12 protein-coding genes and 1 pseudogene are annotated in these 15,315 nt (G+C 37.6%); 11 read left to right on the forward strand and 2 right to left on the reverse strand.

The window, feature by feature from the left end; all coding sequences use genetic code 11:
- Nucleotides 1–4: 4 nt before the first annotated feature.
- The 11 genes and pseudogenes from HW271_RS01610 to glmS all read left to right on the forward strand — a co-directional run bounded on the left by HW271_RS01610 (nucleotide 5) and on the right by glmS (nucleotide 12,077).
- The gene (locus tag HW271_RS01610) at nucleotides 5–2,218 is read left to right on the forward strand and encodes a glycoside hydrolase family 31 protein (RefSeq protein WP_178894598.1); all 2,214 of its coding nucleotides are present in this window, start codon (nucleotides 5–7) and stop codon (nucleotides 2,216–2,218) included.
- A gap of 511 nt (nucleotides 2,219–2,729) precedes the next feature.
- A pseudogene (locus HW271_RS01615) lies at nucleotides 2,730–3,074 on the forward strand (restriction endonuclease); the annotation flags it as partial.
- A 527-nt stretch (nucleotides 3,075–3,601) separates the two neighbouring features.
- Nucleotides 3,602–4,396 (forward strand): FxLYD domain-containing protein, encoded by a 795-nt coding sequence (locus HW271_RS01620; RefSeq protein WP_178894599.1) that lies wholly within the window; start codon nucleotides 3,602–3,604, stop codon nucleotides 4,394–4,396.
- 408 nt (nucleotides 4,397–4,804) lie between these two features.
- The gene (locus HW271_RS01625) at nucleotides 4,805–5,386 is read left to right on the forward strand and encodes a DUF6287 domain-containing protein (protein WP_178894600.1); all 582 of its coding nucleotides are present in this window, start codon (nucleotides 4,805–4,807) and stop codon (nucleotides 5,384–5,386) included.
- 297 nt (nucleotides 5,387–5,683) lie between these two features.
- A complete protein-coding gene (locus HW271_RS01630; RefSeq protein ID WP_178894601.1) occupies nucleotides 5,684–6,196 on the forward strand; it encodes a GNAT family N-acetyltransferase in 513 nt (170 codons plus the stop codon).
- 146 nt (nucleotides 6,197–6,342) lie between these two features.
- Nucleotides 6,343–7,029, forward strand: a complete 687-nt coding sequence (locus HW271_RS01635; RefSeq protein ID WP_178894602.1) for an XRE family transcriptional regulator — start codon at nucleotides 6,343–6,345, stop codon at nucleotides 7,027–7,029.
- A 3-nt stretch (nucleotides 7,030–7,032) separates the two neighbouring features.
- Nucleotides 7,033–8,448, forward strand: coding sequence for a Y-family DNA polymerase (locus HW271_RS01640; protein ID WP_178894603.1), 1,416 nt, complete (start codon nucleotides 7,033–7,035; stop codon nucleotides 8,446–8,448).
- Entirely contained in the window at nucleotides 8,445–8,807 is a 363-nt protein-coding gene (locus HW271_RS01645) for a hypothetical protein (RefSeq protein WP_178894604.1), read from the forward strand. The genes HW271_RS01640 and HW271_RS01645 overlap by 4 nt, the downstream gene beginning before the upstream one ends.
- Nucleotides 8,800–9,093, forward strand: a complete 294-nt coding sequence (locus tag HW271_RS01650) for a DUF5960 family protein (RefSeq protein WP_178894605.1) — start codon at nucleotides 8,800–8,802, stop codon at nucleotides 9,091–9,093. The genes HW271_RS01645 and HW271_RS01650 overlap by 8 nt, the downstream gene beginning before the upstream one ends.
- A gap of 101 nt (nucleotides 9,094–9,194) precedes the next feature.
- Complete coding sequence (locus HW271_RS01655) at nucleotides 9,195–9,995, forward strand: ADP-ribosylglycohydrolase family protein (protein ID WP_178894606.1); 801 nt, start codon at nucleotides 9,195–9,197, stop codon at nucleotides 9,993–9,995.
- Between the two features lie 273 nt (nucleotides 9,996–10,268).
- Complete coding sequence (glmS, locus tag HW271_RS01660) at nucleotides 10,269–12,077, forward strand: glutamine--fructose-6-phosphate transaminase (isomerizing) (protein ID WP_178894607.1); 1,809 nt, start codon at nucleotides 10,269–10,271, stop codon at nucleotides 12,075–12,077.
- 32 nt (nucleotides 12,078–12,109) lie between these two features.
- Here glmS and HW271_RS01665 read toward each other — a convergent pair whose 3' ends face one another.
- Together HW271_RS01665 and HW271_RS01670 are read right to left on the reverse strand one after the other, a co-directional pair.
- Nucleotides 12,110–13,585: a M protein trans-acting positive regulator PRD domain-containing protein gene (locus HW271_RS01665; protein ID WP_178894608.1), complete on the reverse strand. Its 1,476-nt coding sequence runs from the start codon at nucleotides 13,583–13,585 to the stop codon at nucleotides 12,110–12,112.
- Between the two features lie 152 nt (nucleotides 13,586–13,737).
- A complete protein-coding gene (locus HW271_RS01670) occupies nucleotides 13,738–15,222 on the reverse strand; it encodes a DUF1846 domain-containing protein (RefSeq protein WP_178894609.1) in 1,485 nt (494 codons plus the stop codon).
- Nucleotides 15,223–15,315 lie beyond the last annotated feature (93 nt).

A 15,315-nucleotide genomic window follows, 5' to 3' on the forward strand; every position in this document is an offset into this window, starting at 1 on the left:
TAAATTGAAAATTTTTAAGGGAGAGTTTTATCGAATCTCTGTATTAACAGACAAGTTAGTAAGGTTAGAATACTCTCAAACTGGAAGTTTTGAGGATAGAACTACACAACTTATCTATAATAGAGATTTTGGTCAAGTTTCGTTAGATTATATCGAGACATCAAACGTACTAGATATTATGACGGACTATTTTCATCTGCACTTTAATAAAGGAGAATTTAACGCCGAAAATTTATTTATAGAATTAAAAGGAAATTTTGCCGTATATGGTAGTCGCTGGTATTTTGGTGAATCTATTGAAACGTTAAAAGGAACAGCTCGGACTCTGGATGAGGCAGATGGAGCAATCTCGTTAGAAGATGGAATTATTAGCCGAAATGGTATTGCCTTACTGGATGATTCTCAAGGATTTATTTGGGATGAACAGTCTGGTTATATTGAGAGAGAAAATCAAATTGACCTGTATTTCTTTGCCTATGGGCATGATTATAGAGGAGCAATCAGAGACTTTTACCATTTGACTGGTTCAACACCCTTGTTGCCAAGATATGCTTTAGGCAATTGGTGGAGTAGATATTGGCCTTATACGTCGGATGAATACTTGGATTTAATAGACAGATTTGAAACAGAGAAAATTCCATTATCTATCGGTGTTTTAGATATGGATTGGCATATAACTGAAATTCCAGCCCGTTTTGGAAGTGGGTGGACAGGATATAGTTGGAATAGAAACTTAATACCAAATCCAGAACAGTTATTGCAACAACTTCATGATAGAAAGTTAAAACTCTCTTTAAATGTCCATCCTGCTGATGGTATACGGGCTTATGAAGAAGCTTATCCTCGGGTCGCAAAACGATTAGGGTTAAATGTAGAATTAGAGGAACCTGCTATTTTTGATTTTTTTAATCCATCTTTTAGAGAATCCTACTTTAAAGATGTTCATTATGAGCTAGAAAAGCAGGGAGTAGATTTTTGGTGGATTGACTGGCAACAAGGGACTCAAGGTATGTTGGATCCACTGTGGCTTTTAAACCATTATCACTATCAGGATAGTTGTAAAAATGCAGAAGGTGGTTTGATTTTATCAAGATATGCAGGTCCTGGCAGTCATCGCTACCCTGTTGGTTTTTCAGGAGATACTATTATTAGTTGGAATTCGTTAAGATTTCAACCTTATTTTACAGCGACAGCATCTAATATTGGTTATAGTTGGTGGAGTCATGATATTGGTGGGCACATGCTTGGAGATTATGACGAAGAATTACAAACTAGATGGCTACAGTTTGGTGTTTTTAGTCCGATTACTCGATTACATAGTTCTAGAAGTCCCTTTAATAGTAAAGAACCTTGGTTTTTTTCAGAAACAACATCTAAGATTATGAAGAAATACCTTTGTTTGAGACATCAGATGCTTCCATATCTATATACCATGAATGTAAAGACACATGAGGAAGGTGCCCCATTAATCAGCCCAATGTATTATTTCTACCCAGAGAATGATGAGAGCTATAATGTTCCTAATCAATACTTTTTTGGAACAGAACTGATGGTGGCTCCCATTGTAGAAAAGATGGATTTGGTATTCCAATCTGCAAAAGTAGATGTATGGTTCCCTGAAGGTGAATGGTATGACTTCTTTTCAGAGAAAAAATATACAGGTGGTGTAAAGTTGAGTGTTTATAGAGATATTTCGACGATACCTGTGTTCGCAAAAAGTGGTGCAATCATTCCCTTGGTTGGTTCTGAGATAGATATGGGTGTTGATTTACCTGAAGTTGTAGATTGGTATGTATTCCCGGGCAAACAACATTCTTTTGAAATGATTGAAGATCAAAATGGTCAAAGATACAAAACAAGATTATCAATCGATTGGGAAATGGGAATGGTAGAGTTAGTATTACAAGGAGATTCTAGTATCGTTCCAAGTAATAGAAGGCATAGAATTCATTTTAAAGGAACGAATGTGTCTATAATTGAATTGCCAAATAAGAATGATACAGCTAAATTCGAATGGAAAGATAATAAAATTCCATCTCTAAATGATGAAGTTTTTAGACTACTAAAGACGGCTTCTCTACCATATGAATTAAAAGATAGATTGTTAAATCAATTCATTAATACGAAAAATTCTCATGAGTTAATGAATATCTTGCATCGTCAGGACGAGGAATTGAGAGGGCGTTTGTTAGAAATGATATTTACTAGTGAAAACTAATTGAGACATTTCATAAACAATTTCGATTCTTTAATGTGTAATAGTTTTACATCTCTATGCTTATTGGCTTGTATTTCACTAGCTACAAGCTTGGTATAGGGATTTTTTTGTTTATTGAAGAGGATAAGTACGTTTCAAAGTTTGAAAAACTACTTTAAACCAAACAAGAGTAAATTTATATATACAATGATCATTACTTTATTTTCTATCAATATGAAGAAAGATAGTAGAGGAACTTAGCAGTATGTATATCATTAGAATTATTGTGAGAGTTTTTGTAGTTTGAAAGTATTGAAAATCGTAAAGATATCATTACGAGAATACAAGAAGATGTTGTTTTATTTCCATTTAAAATTACTTCCTTCCTTAACAATAAGGAAAAAGAATGCGTTTTCATCTTTTGGTTTGAGGTTTATAATAAGAGTATCAAAGTCAGGAGGAAAAAAGATGACTACTTTTAAAGATGGATTTTTATGGGGTGGTGCTGTTGTTGCTCATCAACTTGAAGGCGGATGTCCTTGAAAAAGAAAAACCAGGAATCTTTGATGACCCATCTAAGACATTCATTGATTTGTACATGAAGTAAAGTCTCTATATTGCAGAGGGTGTTAAGCGACTATATAATAGCGAAGGCTTGAAAGATGTATTTCCGAATTCTGAAGAACGATTAAAACATATCCTAGAAAATCAAGTTTATGGATTTGCGCCTTCAGAGATTATCTATAACATCTCGACTAATTTTATTTTTAGAAATCTCTCTCAAGATATCAGTAGAAAGAACTTTGTTCTAGAAGATACTATTCCTGCTGCTAAAGAAGGTAGGATTCAGGAATTAGTAGATAATCATTTCGGATAGAATGGTTAAAATATAATAAAAGTTTCCATTCCTATAAACAATATAGGAGAACAATAACAATTTAAATGGTGTGAACTTTTAGGTAAAATCTAGCTCAATTCGTGTATTTTTAGGGTAAAATTCACACCATTCAAATGAAAGTTATTCAAATTAGATAAAATCGTTCTTTCTGAAAACGTGGGAAAACATTGATTTTAAGTCCATCTTGAAACGAATTCAAATAGAAATGTTTCCAACCAGGTCTTAAGAAAGCTCGTAAAGCATCACAATTTAGTAAACGTTAATTCGAGAGAATTACTATACTTGCAAAGAGCACCTTTCGGGGTGTTCTTTTTTTGTTAAAAAGTAAGACTTATCACAAAATTTTTCTTGAGTTATTTTTTATCGACAACTTTTCTCAAATATATGAAATTCATTTGATATAGAAAAGGGCCTATATTTACAATACTTTTCAAAAGCATCTATTAGTTTGACAGTAATCAAAGGAGTGTTATAATAGAAAAAAAGACAGAAATGAGAGATTGAGTGTGGGGAAAAAACTATTAGGTGTAGTTTCAATACTTCTACTAATGCTTTTGCTTATATTTAATGCAAGTAAAAACAACAATAATACCTATGATAATGAATTTCTAACTTCGTTAGCAAAAGGGTTAGATAAACGTTGGGAGTTTGTTGCCAAAAGGGAGTATGATAAAGAATCACTAAAAAACTATAGAATCTGTGTGGATTATGAACTAAATGAACTTAAGAAATATAAAAATCGAGAGTTCGAAAATCCTGAGTTAAAGAAACTAGCTGACACCTATATTGATGTCCTTAAGAATGAAAAGGAAACGGCAATAAATCGAAAATACTTGGATAGAATCTTTAGAAACGAGTGGAACAAACTCCAATATAAACGTTATGAATTACTTTTAGATATTAATTCAATAAGTGAAATCCCTGTTCAAGATAAAAATAGTTTAAATAATATATTGAGGTCCGGTGAAGCTGTTAAAGAATTTAATAGAGTTTACGGAATATTAGTAGATACGTTTGATGCAAAGAACTTTGTAGTTGAAGAGGTTGAAGATGGATCAGAAAAAGAGAAACGATACGTGGGGAATTTTGAAAATACTACAGGTCATCGCATCAATTACATTGATATAAATATTTCTTTTTATGATGAAAATGATAAAATTTATTCTGGTTTTAAGTTTGAAACAAGATATTTATGGGAAAATGGAACTAAAAAAAGCTTTGAATTCTCGATTCCAGATTCAGACAAGAGGTTCAAATATTTTAAGGTTAATTTGGGTGAAAACAGTTTTAGGTATGAGTAGGCTTCTTGTTTTATTAGCATAAAAATAATATATTTTCAATAGGCCTTAAGAAAGCTCGTAAAGTATCATAATTTAGTAAATGTTCTTCGAAAGAATTACGATACTTACAAAGAGCACCTTTCGGGGTGTTCTTTTTTATACTTTCTTACTAAATTGGTGCAATTGACACAGTTGTTGCGACTTTAGTCGCTTACAAATGTGGCTGCAACCTGACAAAGTCAGTTGCCTCAAAACGTTAATCAATACGATACTATCAACATTTACAGACGTTCAAGAATTTTCTTTTGGATGTCTTTTTGTTTCAAAAATACAAAATTCACCCAAATAATATATTTAAGTCCAATATTTTGTTCCTTGTATGAGTGTAGTATGATATAATTAAATAAGAATAATTTAAAGGAGTTATGAATGAAAATAGGAAAAGGCATAAATTGGCTTTTGATTTTGTTATGTTCCTTAATCCCTATAGTGCTGATAAGTTCTCTCTTCTTCTTTTTTAATCATAAGAAGCAAGATGCAGAAGTAGTGAATACTCCTACAACGGAACAGCGTTCTACTACTAGTACGACAACGACTAGTTCGACAACCACTAGTTTAACGACTACCCAAGATAGTATTACTACTACGGAGGAGGAAAGAACTTCGACACAAGAAGAGAAAACGAATGCTGAATCAAAAAAAATAGATGAGCAAGCCATTCTAAATGGAGATTTCTCTACTCTAGTTGGAACGTGGAGAAATGGACTTGGCCAAGAGTTTACATTCGATAAAAATGGATTAGTAAACAGTGGAAACATTGAGAAAGTGAGCATGGGTAACCATGGAACTATTGAATTCAGTGTTAGATCTGGTTTTACAGGGTATGGAATGAGTGTTTACCCTGCTGGACTTATTATAGATGGGTTAGATTCTGACTTAAGTAAAAACAGGCTTACTGCTGGTCAAGCTGCTCCAACTAAATCAGAACAAGTTTTTTATAAAGTAGACTAAATGATTAACCATCTCAGAATTGATGAGATGGTTTTCTTCTTTATTTGTAAGTCATTATCACTTTATGAAGATGAAGCAAGTAGGTTTAAAAATAGCTTCCATAGGTGTTTCCAGCTTGTTTAGCAAGATGTTGGAATTTATGAGGACCTTGATGGATATTATTTTTCTTCATAGTATGTTGTGTTATAATGTAGATGCGATATGAATAAATTAAGATAGCTCTGTAAATTCTGTAAATATCACTTTGTGTGAACATGACTACATTTGAATTTATAGAATGATAGGAGGTGGTTTACAATGATAAGTTTAGAGTTGATGTCTGAAGAAAATAGCATAGATGTTTATTCTTTTGAAAAAGAAAATAGAGAGTATTTTGAGCGAAGTTTACCTCCTAGACCAGCTCACTATTTTGATTCAGAAAGTTTTAAAGAAATTACAAGGGAATTGTTAAGGGAACAAGAGAATCATGATGTCTACATGCATCTTATTAGAGATACACAAGGTGTTATGGTTGGAAGAATCAATTTAAGTGTTTTAGGGAAGGATAGAAAAACAGCAGAACTTGGATATAGGATTGGAGAAAATGTTACTAATTTAGGATATGCCAGCGAAGCGGTTAAACTCGTTTTAGAAAAGGCCTTTACTACTTATGGTTTACATAAGATTATTGCGGGGACGGCAACGTACAATCTGGCTTCTCAGAGAGTGCTTTTAAAAAATGGTTTTACCTTTAGTAAAATCATAGAAAATGACTTTCAAATGAATAACGAGTGGATTAATACGGCAGTATTTGAGATAAGGAATCTATAGCATCGTCATTACCAGCCGTTTGCCAAACCTCAACATTTCTAGTAGACATTCGTCTACTTTTTTTATATAATAAAACTAAACCAAAATGGTTGAATTTTGGAAACAAAGTCAACCTACGATGAAAACATCACGCTAGGAGGTAAAACATGTACCAACCAGAAAAACTCAAAGCTCGGAGAAAAGAGTTAAAGCTAACACAGAAAGAAATTGCAGAGCAGCTTGGCATTAGTTTTCAGGCTTATTCAGCTTGGGAACGCGGAGTCAAGGAGCCTTCTAAAGAGAAGGTTGCTCAACTAGAAGATCTTTTAAAAGTACCAAAAGGCTATTTCACCCAAATCGAAATTGTCCGTCTCTATAATAGCCTCTCGAACCAAGGGAAAGAAAAGGTGGTAGTCTATGCCCGTAATTTGGCTCAAGAAGAACAAGCCAAGAAGGTGACTGCTATTTCAGAAAAACTCTACGAGTATCACGTCTATGAACGCATGTCGGCTGGTATCGGAGCTTCGGTTTATGATGATCGAAACTTCGATACGGTTTACTTCAATGAGGAATTAGCCCATGATTTTGCTTCCTGGGTGTCTGGAGATTCTATGGAACCCAAATATCAAAATGGTTCCGTGGCTCTGATTCGAGAGACAGGATTTGATTATGATGGTGCTGTCTATGCAGTGGTTTGCAATAACCAGACCTATATCAAACGGGTCTACCGTGAAGAAGATGGTCTGCGTCTGGTCTCTATCAATCCTAAATACAAGGATATTCACATTTCTTACGAAGAAGATCCGCGAATTGTGGGCATTATCGTGGGTAATTTTGTACCGATGGAGGGATAGTCTATGGGCTACTTTGATTATTCCAGAGAGCCCAAAAGTGATATTGCCTTTGTTGATATGAAGTCCTTTTATGCCAGTGTTGAGTGTGTGGAAAGAGGACTCCATCCCCTCAAAACCTCCCTTTGTGTCATGAGTCGAGCGGATAATTCTGTTGGGCTTATTCTTGCCTCCTCACCTATGTTCAAAAAGGTCTTTGGGAAAGCAAATGTCGGTCGTGCCTATGACCTGCCCTTTGATATCCAGACGCGTAAATTTTCCTACTACAATGCCAAAAAACAAGGCTTGCGGGCAGATCCAGCCTATGTGAAATTTATCGAGGATTGGGCTCGAGTGACAGTCATTGTCCCTCCTCGGATGGATAAGTATATCGCGGTCAATATGGAAATTCAGCGCATTTTCCAGAATTATGCCAGTCCAGATGATATCTATCCCTACTCTATTGACGAAGGTTTTATCGATTTGACTAGTTCGCTCAATTATTTTGTCCCAGACCAGCAGATTTCTCGCAAAGATAAGTTGGATATGCTTTCGGCTCGTATTCAGAGGGATATCTGGCGGCAGACAGGGATTTACTCGACGGTCGGCATGTCGAATGCCAATCCTCTGCTTGCTAAGTTGGCCTTGGATAATGAAGCCAAGCACACACCGACCATGCGAGCCAATTGGTCCTATCAAGATGTGGAAGATAAGGTCTGGTCTATTCCTAAAATGACTGACTTTTGGGGGATTGGGCATCGGATGGAGAAGCGCTTGAATGGTTTAGGGATTCATTCGATTAAGGAGTTAGCCAATAGCAATCCTGATGTCCTGAAGAAGGAACTTGGTCAAGCTGGACTTCGCTTGTGGTTTCATGCTAATGGGATAGATGAGAGTAATGTTCATAACCCCTATAAGCCAAAATCTCATGGCTTGGGCAATTCGCAAATTTTACCGAGAGACTATGTCAAACGGCGAGATATTGAAATTATCCTTCGAGAGATGGCTGAGCAGGTGGCTATCAGGCTTCGAAGAGCTAGTAAAAAGGCGACAGTGGTATCTATTCATCTTGGTTTTTCTAAGCAGGAACAAAAACGCTCCATCCATACTCAGATGAAGGTTGAACCAACCAATAACACCAGTATTTTGGTTGGTCATGTCCTGGAATTATTTCACAGCAAATATACTTCTGGGGCCGTTAGGAGTGTTGCCGTTAGTTATTCAGGATTTGTGGATGAATCCTTTGCGTTGATTTCCCTTTTTGATGATGTTGATAAAGTAGAAAAAGAAGAAAGGCTCCAGACAGCCATTGATTCCATTCGAGAACAATTCGGCTTTACTTCCCTTTTGAAGGCGACTGCCTTAGAGGATGCGTCGAGAAGTATTGCCAGAAGTAAGCTCATCGGAGGACATTCTGCTGGAGGATTAGATGGACTCAAATGATTGATCGTTCTTATTTACCCTTCCAATCCGCAAGGGACTATCAGGATCCAGGGATGCAGAAGTGGATGGGCTTCTTTTTATCAGAGCATACGAGCTCGCTCAGTGAAGAAAAAAATCGTGTCGATTTCTCGACAGATTTGACTCCTGTTGAGAAGTTGCTCTTGCTCTCTCAACTCTATATAAATCGACTAAAAGGCTCTTTTGTGGTCAAGGAGAATAATCATAAAAGCACGATAATCGGTGAAGTAAGAGAATTATCTCCTCAAGAAGTCTCTGTTAAAACGGATGAGGGTTATAGACTGCTAAGGGGCCAAGACATTCTCGCAATCCAACTTTGTCAGGAGGAAGTTTATGACTAGAAAAGAGCTTTATGAAAATAAATTGCAGATGGACTATTTCTCAGATGACTACATTCGTTTTGAGGAAGATTTTCAAAAATACTCTGCCATGAATGTGCCCCTGACTTTTTTGATTGACGACATCCTACGAACCATGGCTATTAACCAAAAGGACTACTTTGTCTTGAATAAGGAAAATACCAAGGACGGCAGGGAGCATCGGTTTTATTTTAGGGTGAAGATGGAAAAAGATTGTCCACGTACTCGAACCTATGCTTATCTTGGGCTGAAACAAAACTGCCTGTAGATTGCATAGGAAATACCGAAACAATAGTAAACATGGTATAATGAAGAAAATTCATGAAATATTACCTGTGAACAGGAGAAAAACTTCTAGGGGGGTAGCTTATGCTAGGAGCAGTTATTGGAGATATTATTGGTTCCCGATTTGAGGCGGATAATCATAAGAGTAAAGAGTTTGATTTGTTCACTCGTGATTCTTGCCCGACGGACGATAGTGTTATGACTTTGGCGGTTGCTAAAGCCTTATTGGCTAGTAGGGAAGACTGGAGTCAACTCTCTAAAAATGCAGTGAAATACATGCAAGAGATAGGGAGACAATATCCAGATTGTGGATATGGCGGTCATTTTTTCTACTGGATTTTTTCAGATGATCCTCAACCCTATGGGAGTTATGGGAATGGATCTGCCATGAGAATTAGCGCTGTCGGTTTTGCGGCAGATAGTATAGAGCAGGCAAAGGCTTTGTCCCAAGCAGTGACAGAAGTGAGTCATGACCATCCTGAGGGACTAAAAGGTGCAGAAGCAGTTGCAGTAGCGATCTTCTTGGCTAGAACTGGTTCTAGCCGTCATGAGATCAGAGACTACATCGATAAAAATTACTACCCGATGGACTTTACCCTAGACCAAATCCGTGAAGATTATAGCTTTGATGTAACTTGTCAAGGTTCAGTTCCTCAGGCCTTCCAAGCCTTTTTTGAGTCACAAGATTTTGAAGATGCTATCAGAAATGCTATTTCCATCGGAGGAGATAGTGATACGATCGCTGCTATCTGTGGAGGTCTTGCAGAGGCCTATTATGGAATTCCTAATCCAATCAGAGATCAAGCTATGACCTATTTGGATGATCGTTTAGTAGAGATAGTGGAAACTTTTGAAAGTACTTATCCCTTCCAATCTAATAAATAATAGGCTGCGAGGAGTGAGAACAGATAAACTGTGATGTCTGGTGTTCGATAGGGTATAGACATAAGTTGATCAGCTATATTTCTAAACCATTCAAGAGCTATTTTTTGAATGGTTTTTTGTTTGCGGTTCAAAAGTAATTGAGCTATACCAATTTTTATTCTTGACAAGCGAAAGAAACAAGTATATACTGTTTTCACTGATTCTATAAACAGAAAATCAGACTATACCAATTTCGATAAGGAGAAAGCACAGCTTGTCTGTGTCGTATATACTATGTGTGGAATTGTTGGTGTTGTTGGAAACTCAAATGCAACTGATATTTTGATTCAAGGACTTGAAAAACTCGAATACCGTGGTTATGATTCGGCTGGAATTTTTGTTCTAGGTGGTGCTGAAAGCCATCTGGTCAAGGCTGTTGGTCGTATTGCAGAATTGTCTGCCAAGACAGCAGGCGTTGAGGGGACAACTGGTATTGGACATACTCGTTGGGCCACTCACGGAAAACCAACAGAGGACAATGCTCACCCACACCGCTCTGAGACAGGACGTTTTGTCTTGGTGCACAATGGGGTGATTGAAAACTATCTTGAAATCAAGGAAGAATACCTTGCAGGTCACCACTTCAAGGGACAAACAGATACAGAAATCGCCGTTCACTTGATTGGAAAATTTGTTGAAGAAGACGGATTGTCAGTACTTGAAGCCTTCAAAAAAGCCCTTCACATCATCCGTGGTTCTTATGCCTTTGCTTTGATCGACTCTGAAAATCCAGATGTCATCTATGTGGCCAAAAACAAATCACCACTTTTGATTGGTCTTGGCGATGGCTACAACATGGTTTGCTCAGACGCCATGGCCATGATTCGTGAAACTAACCAATACATGGAAATCCATGACCAAGAGTTGGTAATTGTCAAGGCTGATAGCGTCGAAGTGCAAGACTATGATGGCAATAGTTGTGAGCGTGCTAGCTACACTGCTGAACTTGACTTGTCTGATATCGGTAAGGGAACTTATCCTTACTACATGCTCAAGGAAATCGATGAGCAACCAACGGTGATGCGTAAGCTGATCCAAGCCTACACAGATGAGGCTGGTCAAGTTGTCGTAGATCCAGCTATTATAAAGGCTGTTCAAGACGCGGACCGCATCTACATTCTTGCAGCTGGAACTTCTTACCATGCAGGATTTGCTTCTAAAAAGATGCTAGAAGAATTGACAGATACACCAGTTGAACTTGGCATCTCCTCTGAGTGGGGGTATGGGATGCCACTTCTCAGCAAGAAACCACTCTTCATCTTTATCAGTCAATCTGGTGAAACAGCTGATAGCCGTCAAGTTTTGGTCAAGGCTAATGAAATGGGCATCCCAAGCTTGACAGTGACAAATGTTCCTGGATCAACCCTTTCACGTGAAGCCAGCCATACTATGTTGCTTCACGCAGGTCCTGAAATTGCTGTAGCTTCAACCAAGGCCTATACAGCCCAAATCGCAGCCCTTGCCTTCCTTGCAAAAGCAGTTGGTGAAGCAAATGGTAACGAAAAAGCTCAAGCCTTTGACTTGGTTCACGAGTTGTCTATCGTAGCACAGTCTATCGAATCAACACTTTCAGAGAAAGAATTGATTGATGCTAAGGTTCGTGACCTTCTTGAAACAACACGCAATGCCTTTTACATCGGACGTGGTCAAGATTATTATGTAGCCATGGAAGCCAGTCTCAAGATCAAAGAGATTTCTTACATCCAATGTGAAGGTTTTGCGGCTGGGGAGCTCAAGCACGGAACCATTGCCTTGATTGAAGATGGGACACCTGTTTTGGCCCTCTTGTCAGACCCAGTCCTTGCTAACCACACTCGTGGAAATATCCAGGAAGTGGCAGCCCGTGGAGCTAAGGTCCTCACCATCGCAGAAGAAAATGTTGCCAAAGATACAGACGATATCGTTCTTACGACCGTACACCCTTACCTCTCACCAATCTCAATGGTCGTACCAACGCAACTAGTCGCTTACTTTGCAACCCTACACCGTGGACTCGATGTGGACAAACCACGTAACCTTGCTAAGTCTGTAACGGTAGAATAACAAAAAAGTCTAGTTTAACTAGACTTTTTTTATTATAAATCTTGCATGGAAATCTTATTGAGTTCGTTGACAACTTGCAGAATAGATAGTCGGCTAATGTTCATGATTCGCTTATTATCAATTTCTTTAATATCAAAATTAGTGATAATAGCGTCATAGTCACTTTGCCTAATTTCTTCGATATTTAGGGTTTCTTTATCCCAAGTTTCATACTGGATGTTATTTGCAGTATGGAATTCGTAGAGAGATATCAAGAATTCTGGATGAGCAAAGTCATACTCACTGAGAACTAAGACTTTGACTTTCTTTTTATGTTCAAATAATTGATCTGTAAGCCCCTCTGCGTGGGTAAATAGGGTGTAGATTAGGTGAGAAAGAGCAGGTATCTTCTCCTTTTGTCCCATAATATTCTTATAGCGCATCATTTCAAAGACGGTTGCTTCATAAAAATTAGGGAAGAATTTTTTAATCTTTCCAAGTGTATAGTCTTTATTTTGTGAAATGATCGATTCGGAGTTGATTTCTCTTCGCTCAAGCAAGGCAGTGTTATGCAGATTCCAAATCAAGGTATCCGTATTTGAAAATTGAACACCAAATCTTCGAGTCAAGTTGTCCAGAATGTCTCGTGCAGCATGATAGGACAAATTAACTTTTTCGTTAGATTGACGAGCAGCTAGAAAGTCTTCGACTGTGAAGAAGAGGCTAGGTTCAGCAAATGGACTGAAGATTTGATAGAGATTTTCCGGATTGATATCAATGTTAAGTCCTTGGGCCAATTCTTGTAACTGATGCTGAAAATCGGGTAGTTGGTCGAAAATAGGATTTAACCAGGAAATGTTTTGTTCTGATAACTGAACGAAATATCCTCTCTTCATTCGGTGCAAATCGACTGTAGCCTGTGTTCGGATTTGGTAAAGATTTTGATATTTTGCAGGGAATTTCGCCAAATCAATGAAGAAAGAGACAAAATTATTTATATTTTCTTCCTTAACCTCCTCAAAGGGCCAGTCCAGAAAATTATAAGCTTCGTGGAAAAATTGGGAGAAGAAAAATCTAATATCTTTTTCATCTCCAATGATAGATATTGGGGTTACCTTGAGCTTAAAGCGGTAAGTTCCATCAAGTGTCTTATTGATATCCGCAATTTTCTTTCGCAAGGAAGGGAGGGAAATATCCAAAGATTCAGCAAGATGCTCATAGGTAAAGGGGCTGTCCAAAAGGAAAAATGCTTTTAAAATTTGAAAATATTCAGACGTCTGTAAAAAATATTGGTAAATTCGCTCAATGCCATTATTTTTCGTATTCACCATCATTATCCCCGCAGTTGAGTGTCGAATATCAAAATCAGGAAAGATTTCACGTAATTCTTTGATATCACTTTTAATGATGCGAGCATTGTGTCCAATGGTTTTAGATAAATCATCTAGGTAAATCCAGTCAGGATTTTCAAACAAATATTCTAAAATCTTTAATTGCCTTTGCTCTTTTTGACTGAGTAATTCTCTCATTTTTAATAAACTCCCGAAGTAATGTTAGAATAATTAGAAAAGAAGATAGTCGGAAATCGTCAGAATCATAAAATAAAGTCACCCCTTAAGAGAGATTCGAAATCTATCGAAGAGGGGTGATACTTGATAAGAAGTTCTTACTAGTTTTCAATCTACTTACGATATAAACGGTCGTATTGGTAGTAGGGATCAAAGGTTACGTTAATTCCCAATTTACGGAGAACATTCTTATCTTCGTCCGTTAAGATGATCGTAGAATGAGCTTCGCTACCTTTGAGATTTCCGAGTTCTTTCATAGCACGGTCTGCATCAGGATTCTGCATAGCTGTAATTGCAAGAGCGATGAGAATCTCATTAGAATGAAGACGTGGATTGCGACTACCTAAGTGATTAATTTTCAAACCTTGGATTGGTTTCACCACTTCTGGTTCAATTAATTTTGTTTCGGCATCGATGTTAGCTGACTTTTTGATTGCATTGATCACAGCAGCAGCTGTTGGACCAAAGAGTTCCGAGTTCTTACCAGTGACAATTTCACCAGAAGGTAACTCAAGTGCTAGAGCGGGTCCATCTGTTTCTTCAGCTTTTTGTCGAGCAGCAACAGCTACCTTACGGTCAGCTGGTGTGATGCCGAGATCATTCATGAGAAGTTCGATTTTCTTGACAGCAGACTCAGCAACTTTTTCGGCTTTAAAGTCGAGAACTGTTTGGTAGTAGCGGCGGATAATCTCTTGTTTGGATGCTTCAATTGCAGCATCGTTATCAGTGATTGCAAAACCAACCATATTTACACCCATGTCAGTTGGAGATGCATAAGGAGATTCACCCAAGATACGTTCGAGCATACGCTTAAGAACAGGGAAAATTTCGATATCACGATTGTAGTTGACTGTAGTTTCTCCATAAGTTTGGAGATGGAATGGGTCAATCATATTGACATCGTCAAGGTCTGCAGTAGCAGCTTCATAGGCTAAATTGACTGGGTGATGCAGTGGAAGGTTCCATACTGGGAAGGTTTCAAACTTAGCATAACCAGATTTGATGCCATTCAGTTGGTCGTGGTACATGTTAGACATACAAGTTGCCAACTTACCTGAACCAGGTCCAGGAGCAGTCACGACAATTAAATTGCGACTAGTTTTGATATAGTCATTTTTCCCCATACCTTCAGGAGAGATGATATGATCCATATCTGTCGGATATCCCTTGATTGGGTAGTGGAGATACGAGTCAATCCCATTTTTTTCTAATTGATTACGGAAGGCATCAGCTGCAGGTTGACCAGCATATTGGGTAATAACCACAGAGCCAACAAAGATACCAAGTTCGTTAAATTTATCAATCAAACGAAGCACTTCTTGGTCGTAAGAGATACCCAAGTCACCACGAGCTTTTGAGTGCTCGATATTGCTAGCGTTAATGGCAATGACAACCTCGACTTGTTCTTTCAACTCTTGCAAGAGTTTGATTTTGTTATCCGGCTCATATCCAGGAAGGACACGGGCGGCGTGGAAATCTTCCAACATCTTGCCCCCAAACTCCAAGTATAGTTTGCCGTCAAATTGATGAATACGCTCCAAAATATGGTCGCGTTGTAAGTTTAGATATTTTTCAGAACTAAAAGCTTGTTTTTTCATTTTTTTACCTCTGTTTTCTATTATATAAAAAAAATAAAAGATAAGAAACTACAGAGTAATAAAAGTAAGAAAAAAGATAGAGCAAACGCTTGC

Source organism: Streptococcus sp. oral taxon 061 (assembly GCF_013394695.1).
Classification (GTDB): Bacteria; Bacillota; Bacilli; order Lactobacillales; family Streptococcaceae; genus Streptococcus.

Excerpts from the sequence above, each read along its gene's own strand:
- HW271_RS01625 (WP_178894600.1), top strand. The coding sequence starts at position 4,805 with ATGAAAATAGGAAAAGGCATAAATTGGCTTTTGATTTTGTTATGTTCC.
- HW271_RS01630 (WP_178894601.1), top strand. The coding sequence starts at position 5,684 with ATGATAAGTTTAGAGTTGATGTCTGAAGAAAATAGCATAGATGTTTAT.
- HW271_RS01635 (WP_178894602.1), top strand. The coding sequence starts at position 6,343 with ATGTACCAACCAGAAAAACTCAAAGCTCGGAGAAAAGAGTTAAAGCTA.
- HW271_RS01640 (WP_178894603.1), top strand. The coding sequence starts at position 7,033 with ATGGGCTACTTTGATTATTCCAGAGAGCCCAAAAGTGATATTGCCTTT.
- HW271_RS01645 (WP_178894604.1), top strand. The coding sequence starts at position 8,445 with ATGATTGATCGTTCTTATTTACCCTTCCAATCCGCAAGGGACTATCAG.
- HW271_RS01650 (WP_178894605.1), top strand. The coding sequence starts at position 8,800 with ATGACTAGAAAAGAGCTTTATGAAAATAAATTGCAGATGGACTATTTC.
- HW271_RS01655 (WP_178894606.1), top strand. The coding sequence starts at position 9,195 with ATGCTAGGAGCAGTTATTGGAGATATTATTGGTTCCCGATTTGAGGCG.
- glmS (WP_178894607.1), top strand. The coding sequence starts at position 10,269 with ATGTGTGGAATTGTTGGTGTTGTTGGAAACTCAAATGCAACTGATATT.
- HW271_RS01665 (WP_178894608.1), bottom strand. The coding sequence starts at position 13,585 with ATGAGAGAATTACTCAGTCAAAAAGAGCAAAGGCAATTAAAGATTTTA.
- HW271_RS01670 (WP_178894609.1), bottom strand. The coding sequence starts at position 15,222 with ATGAAAAAACAAGCTTTTAGTTCTGAAAAATATCTAAACTTACAACGC.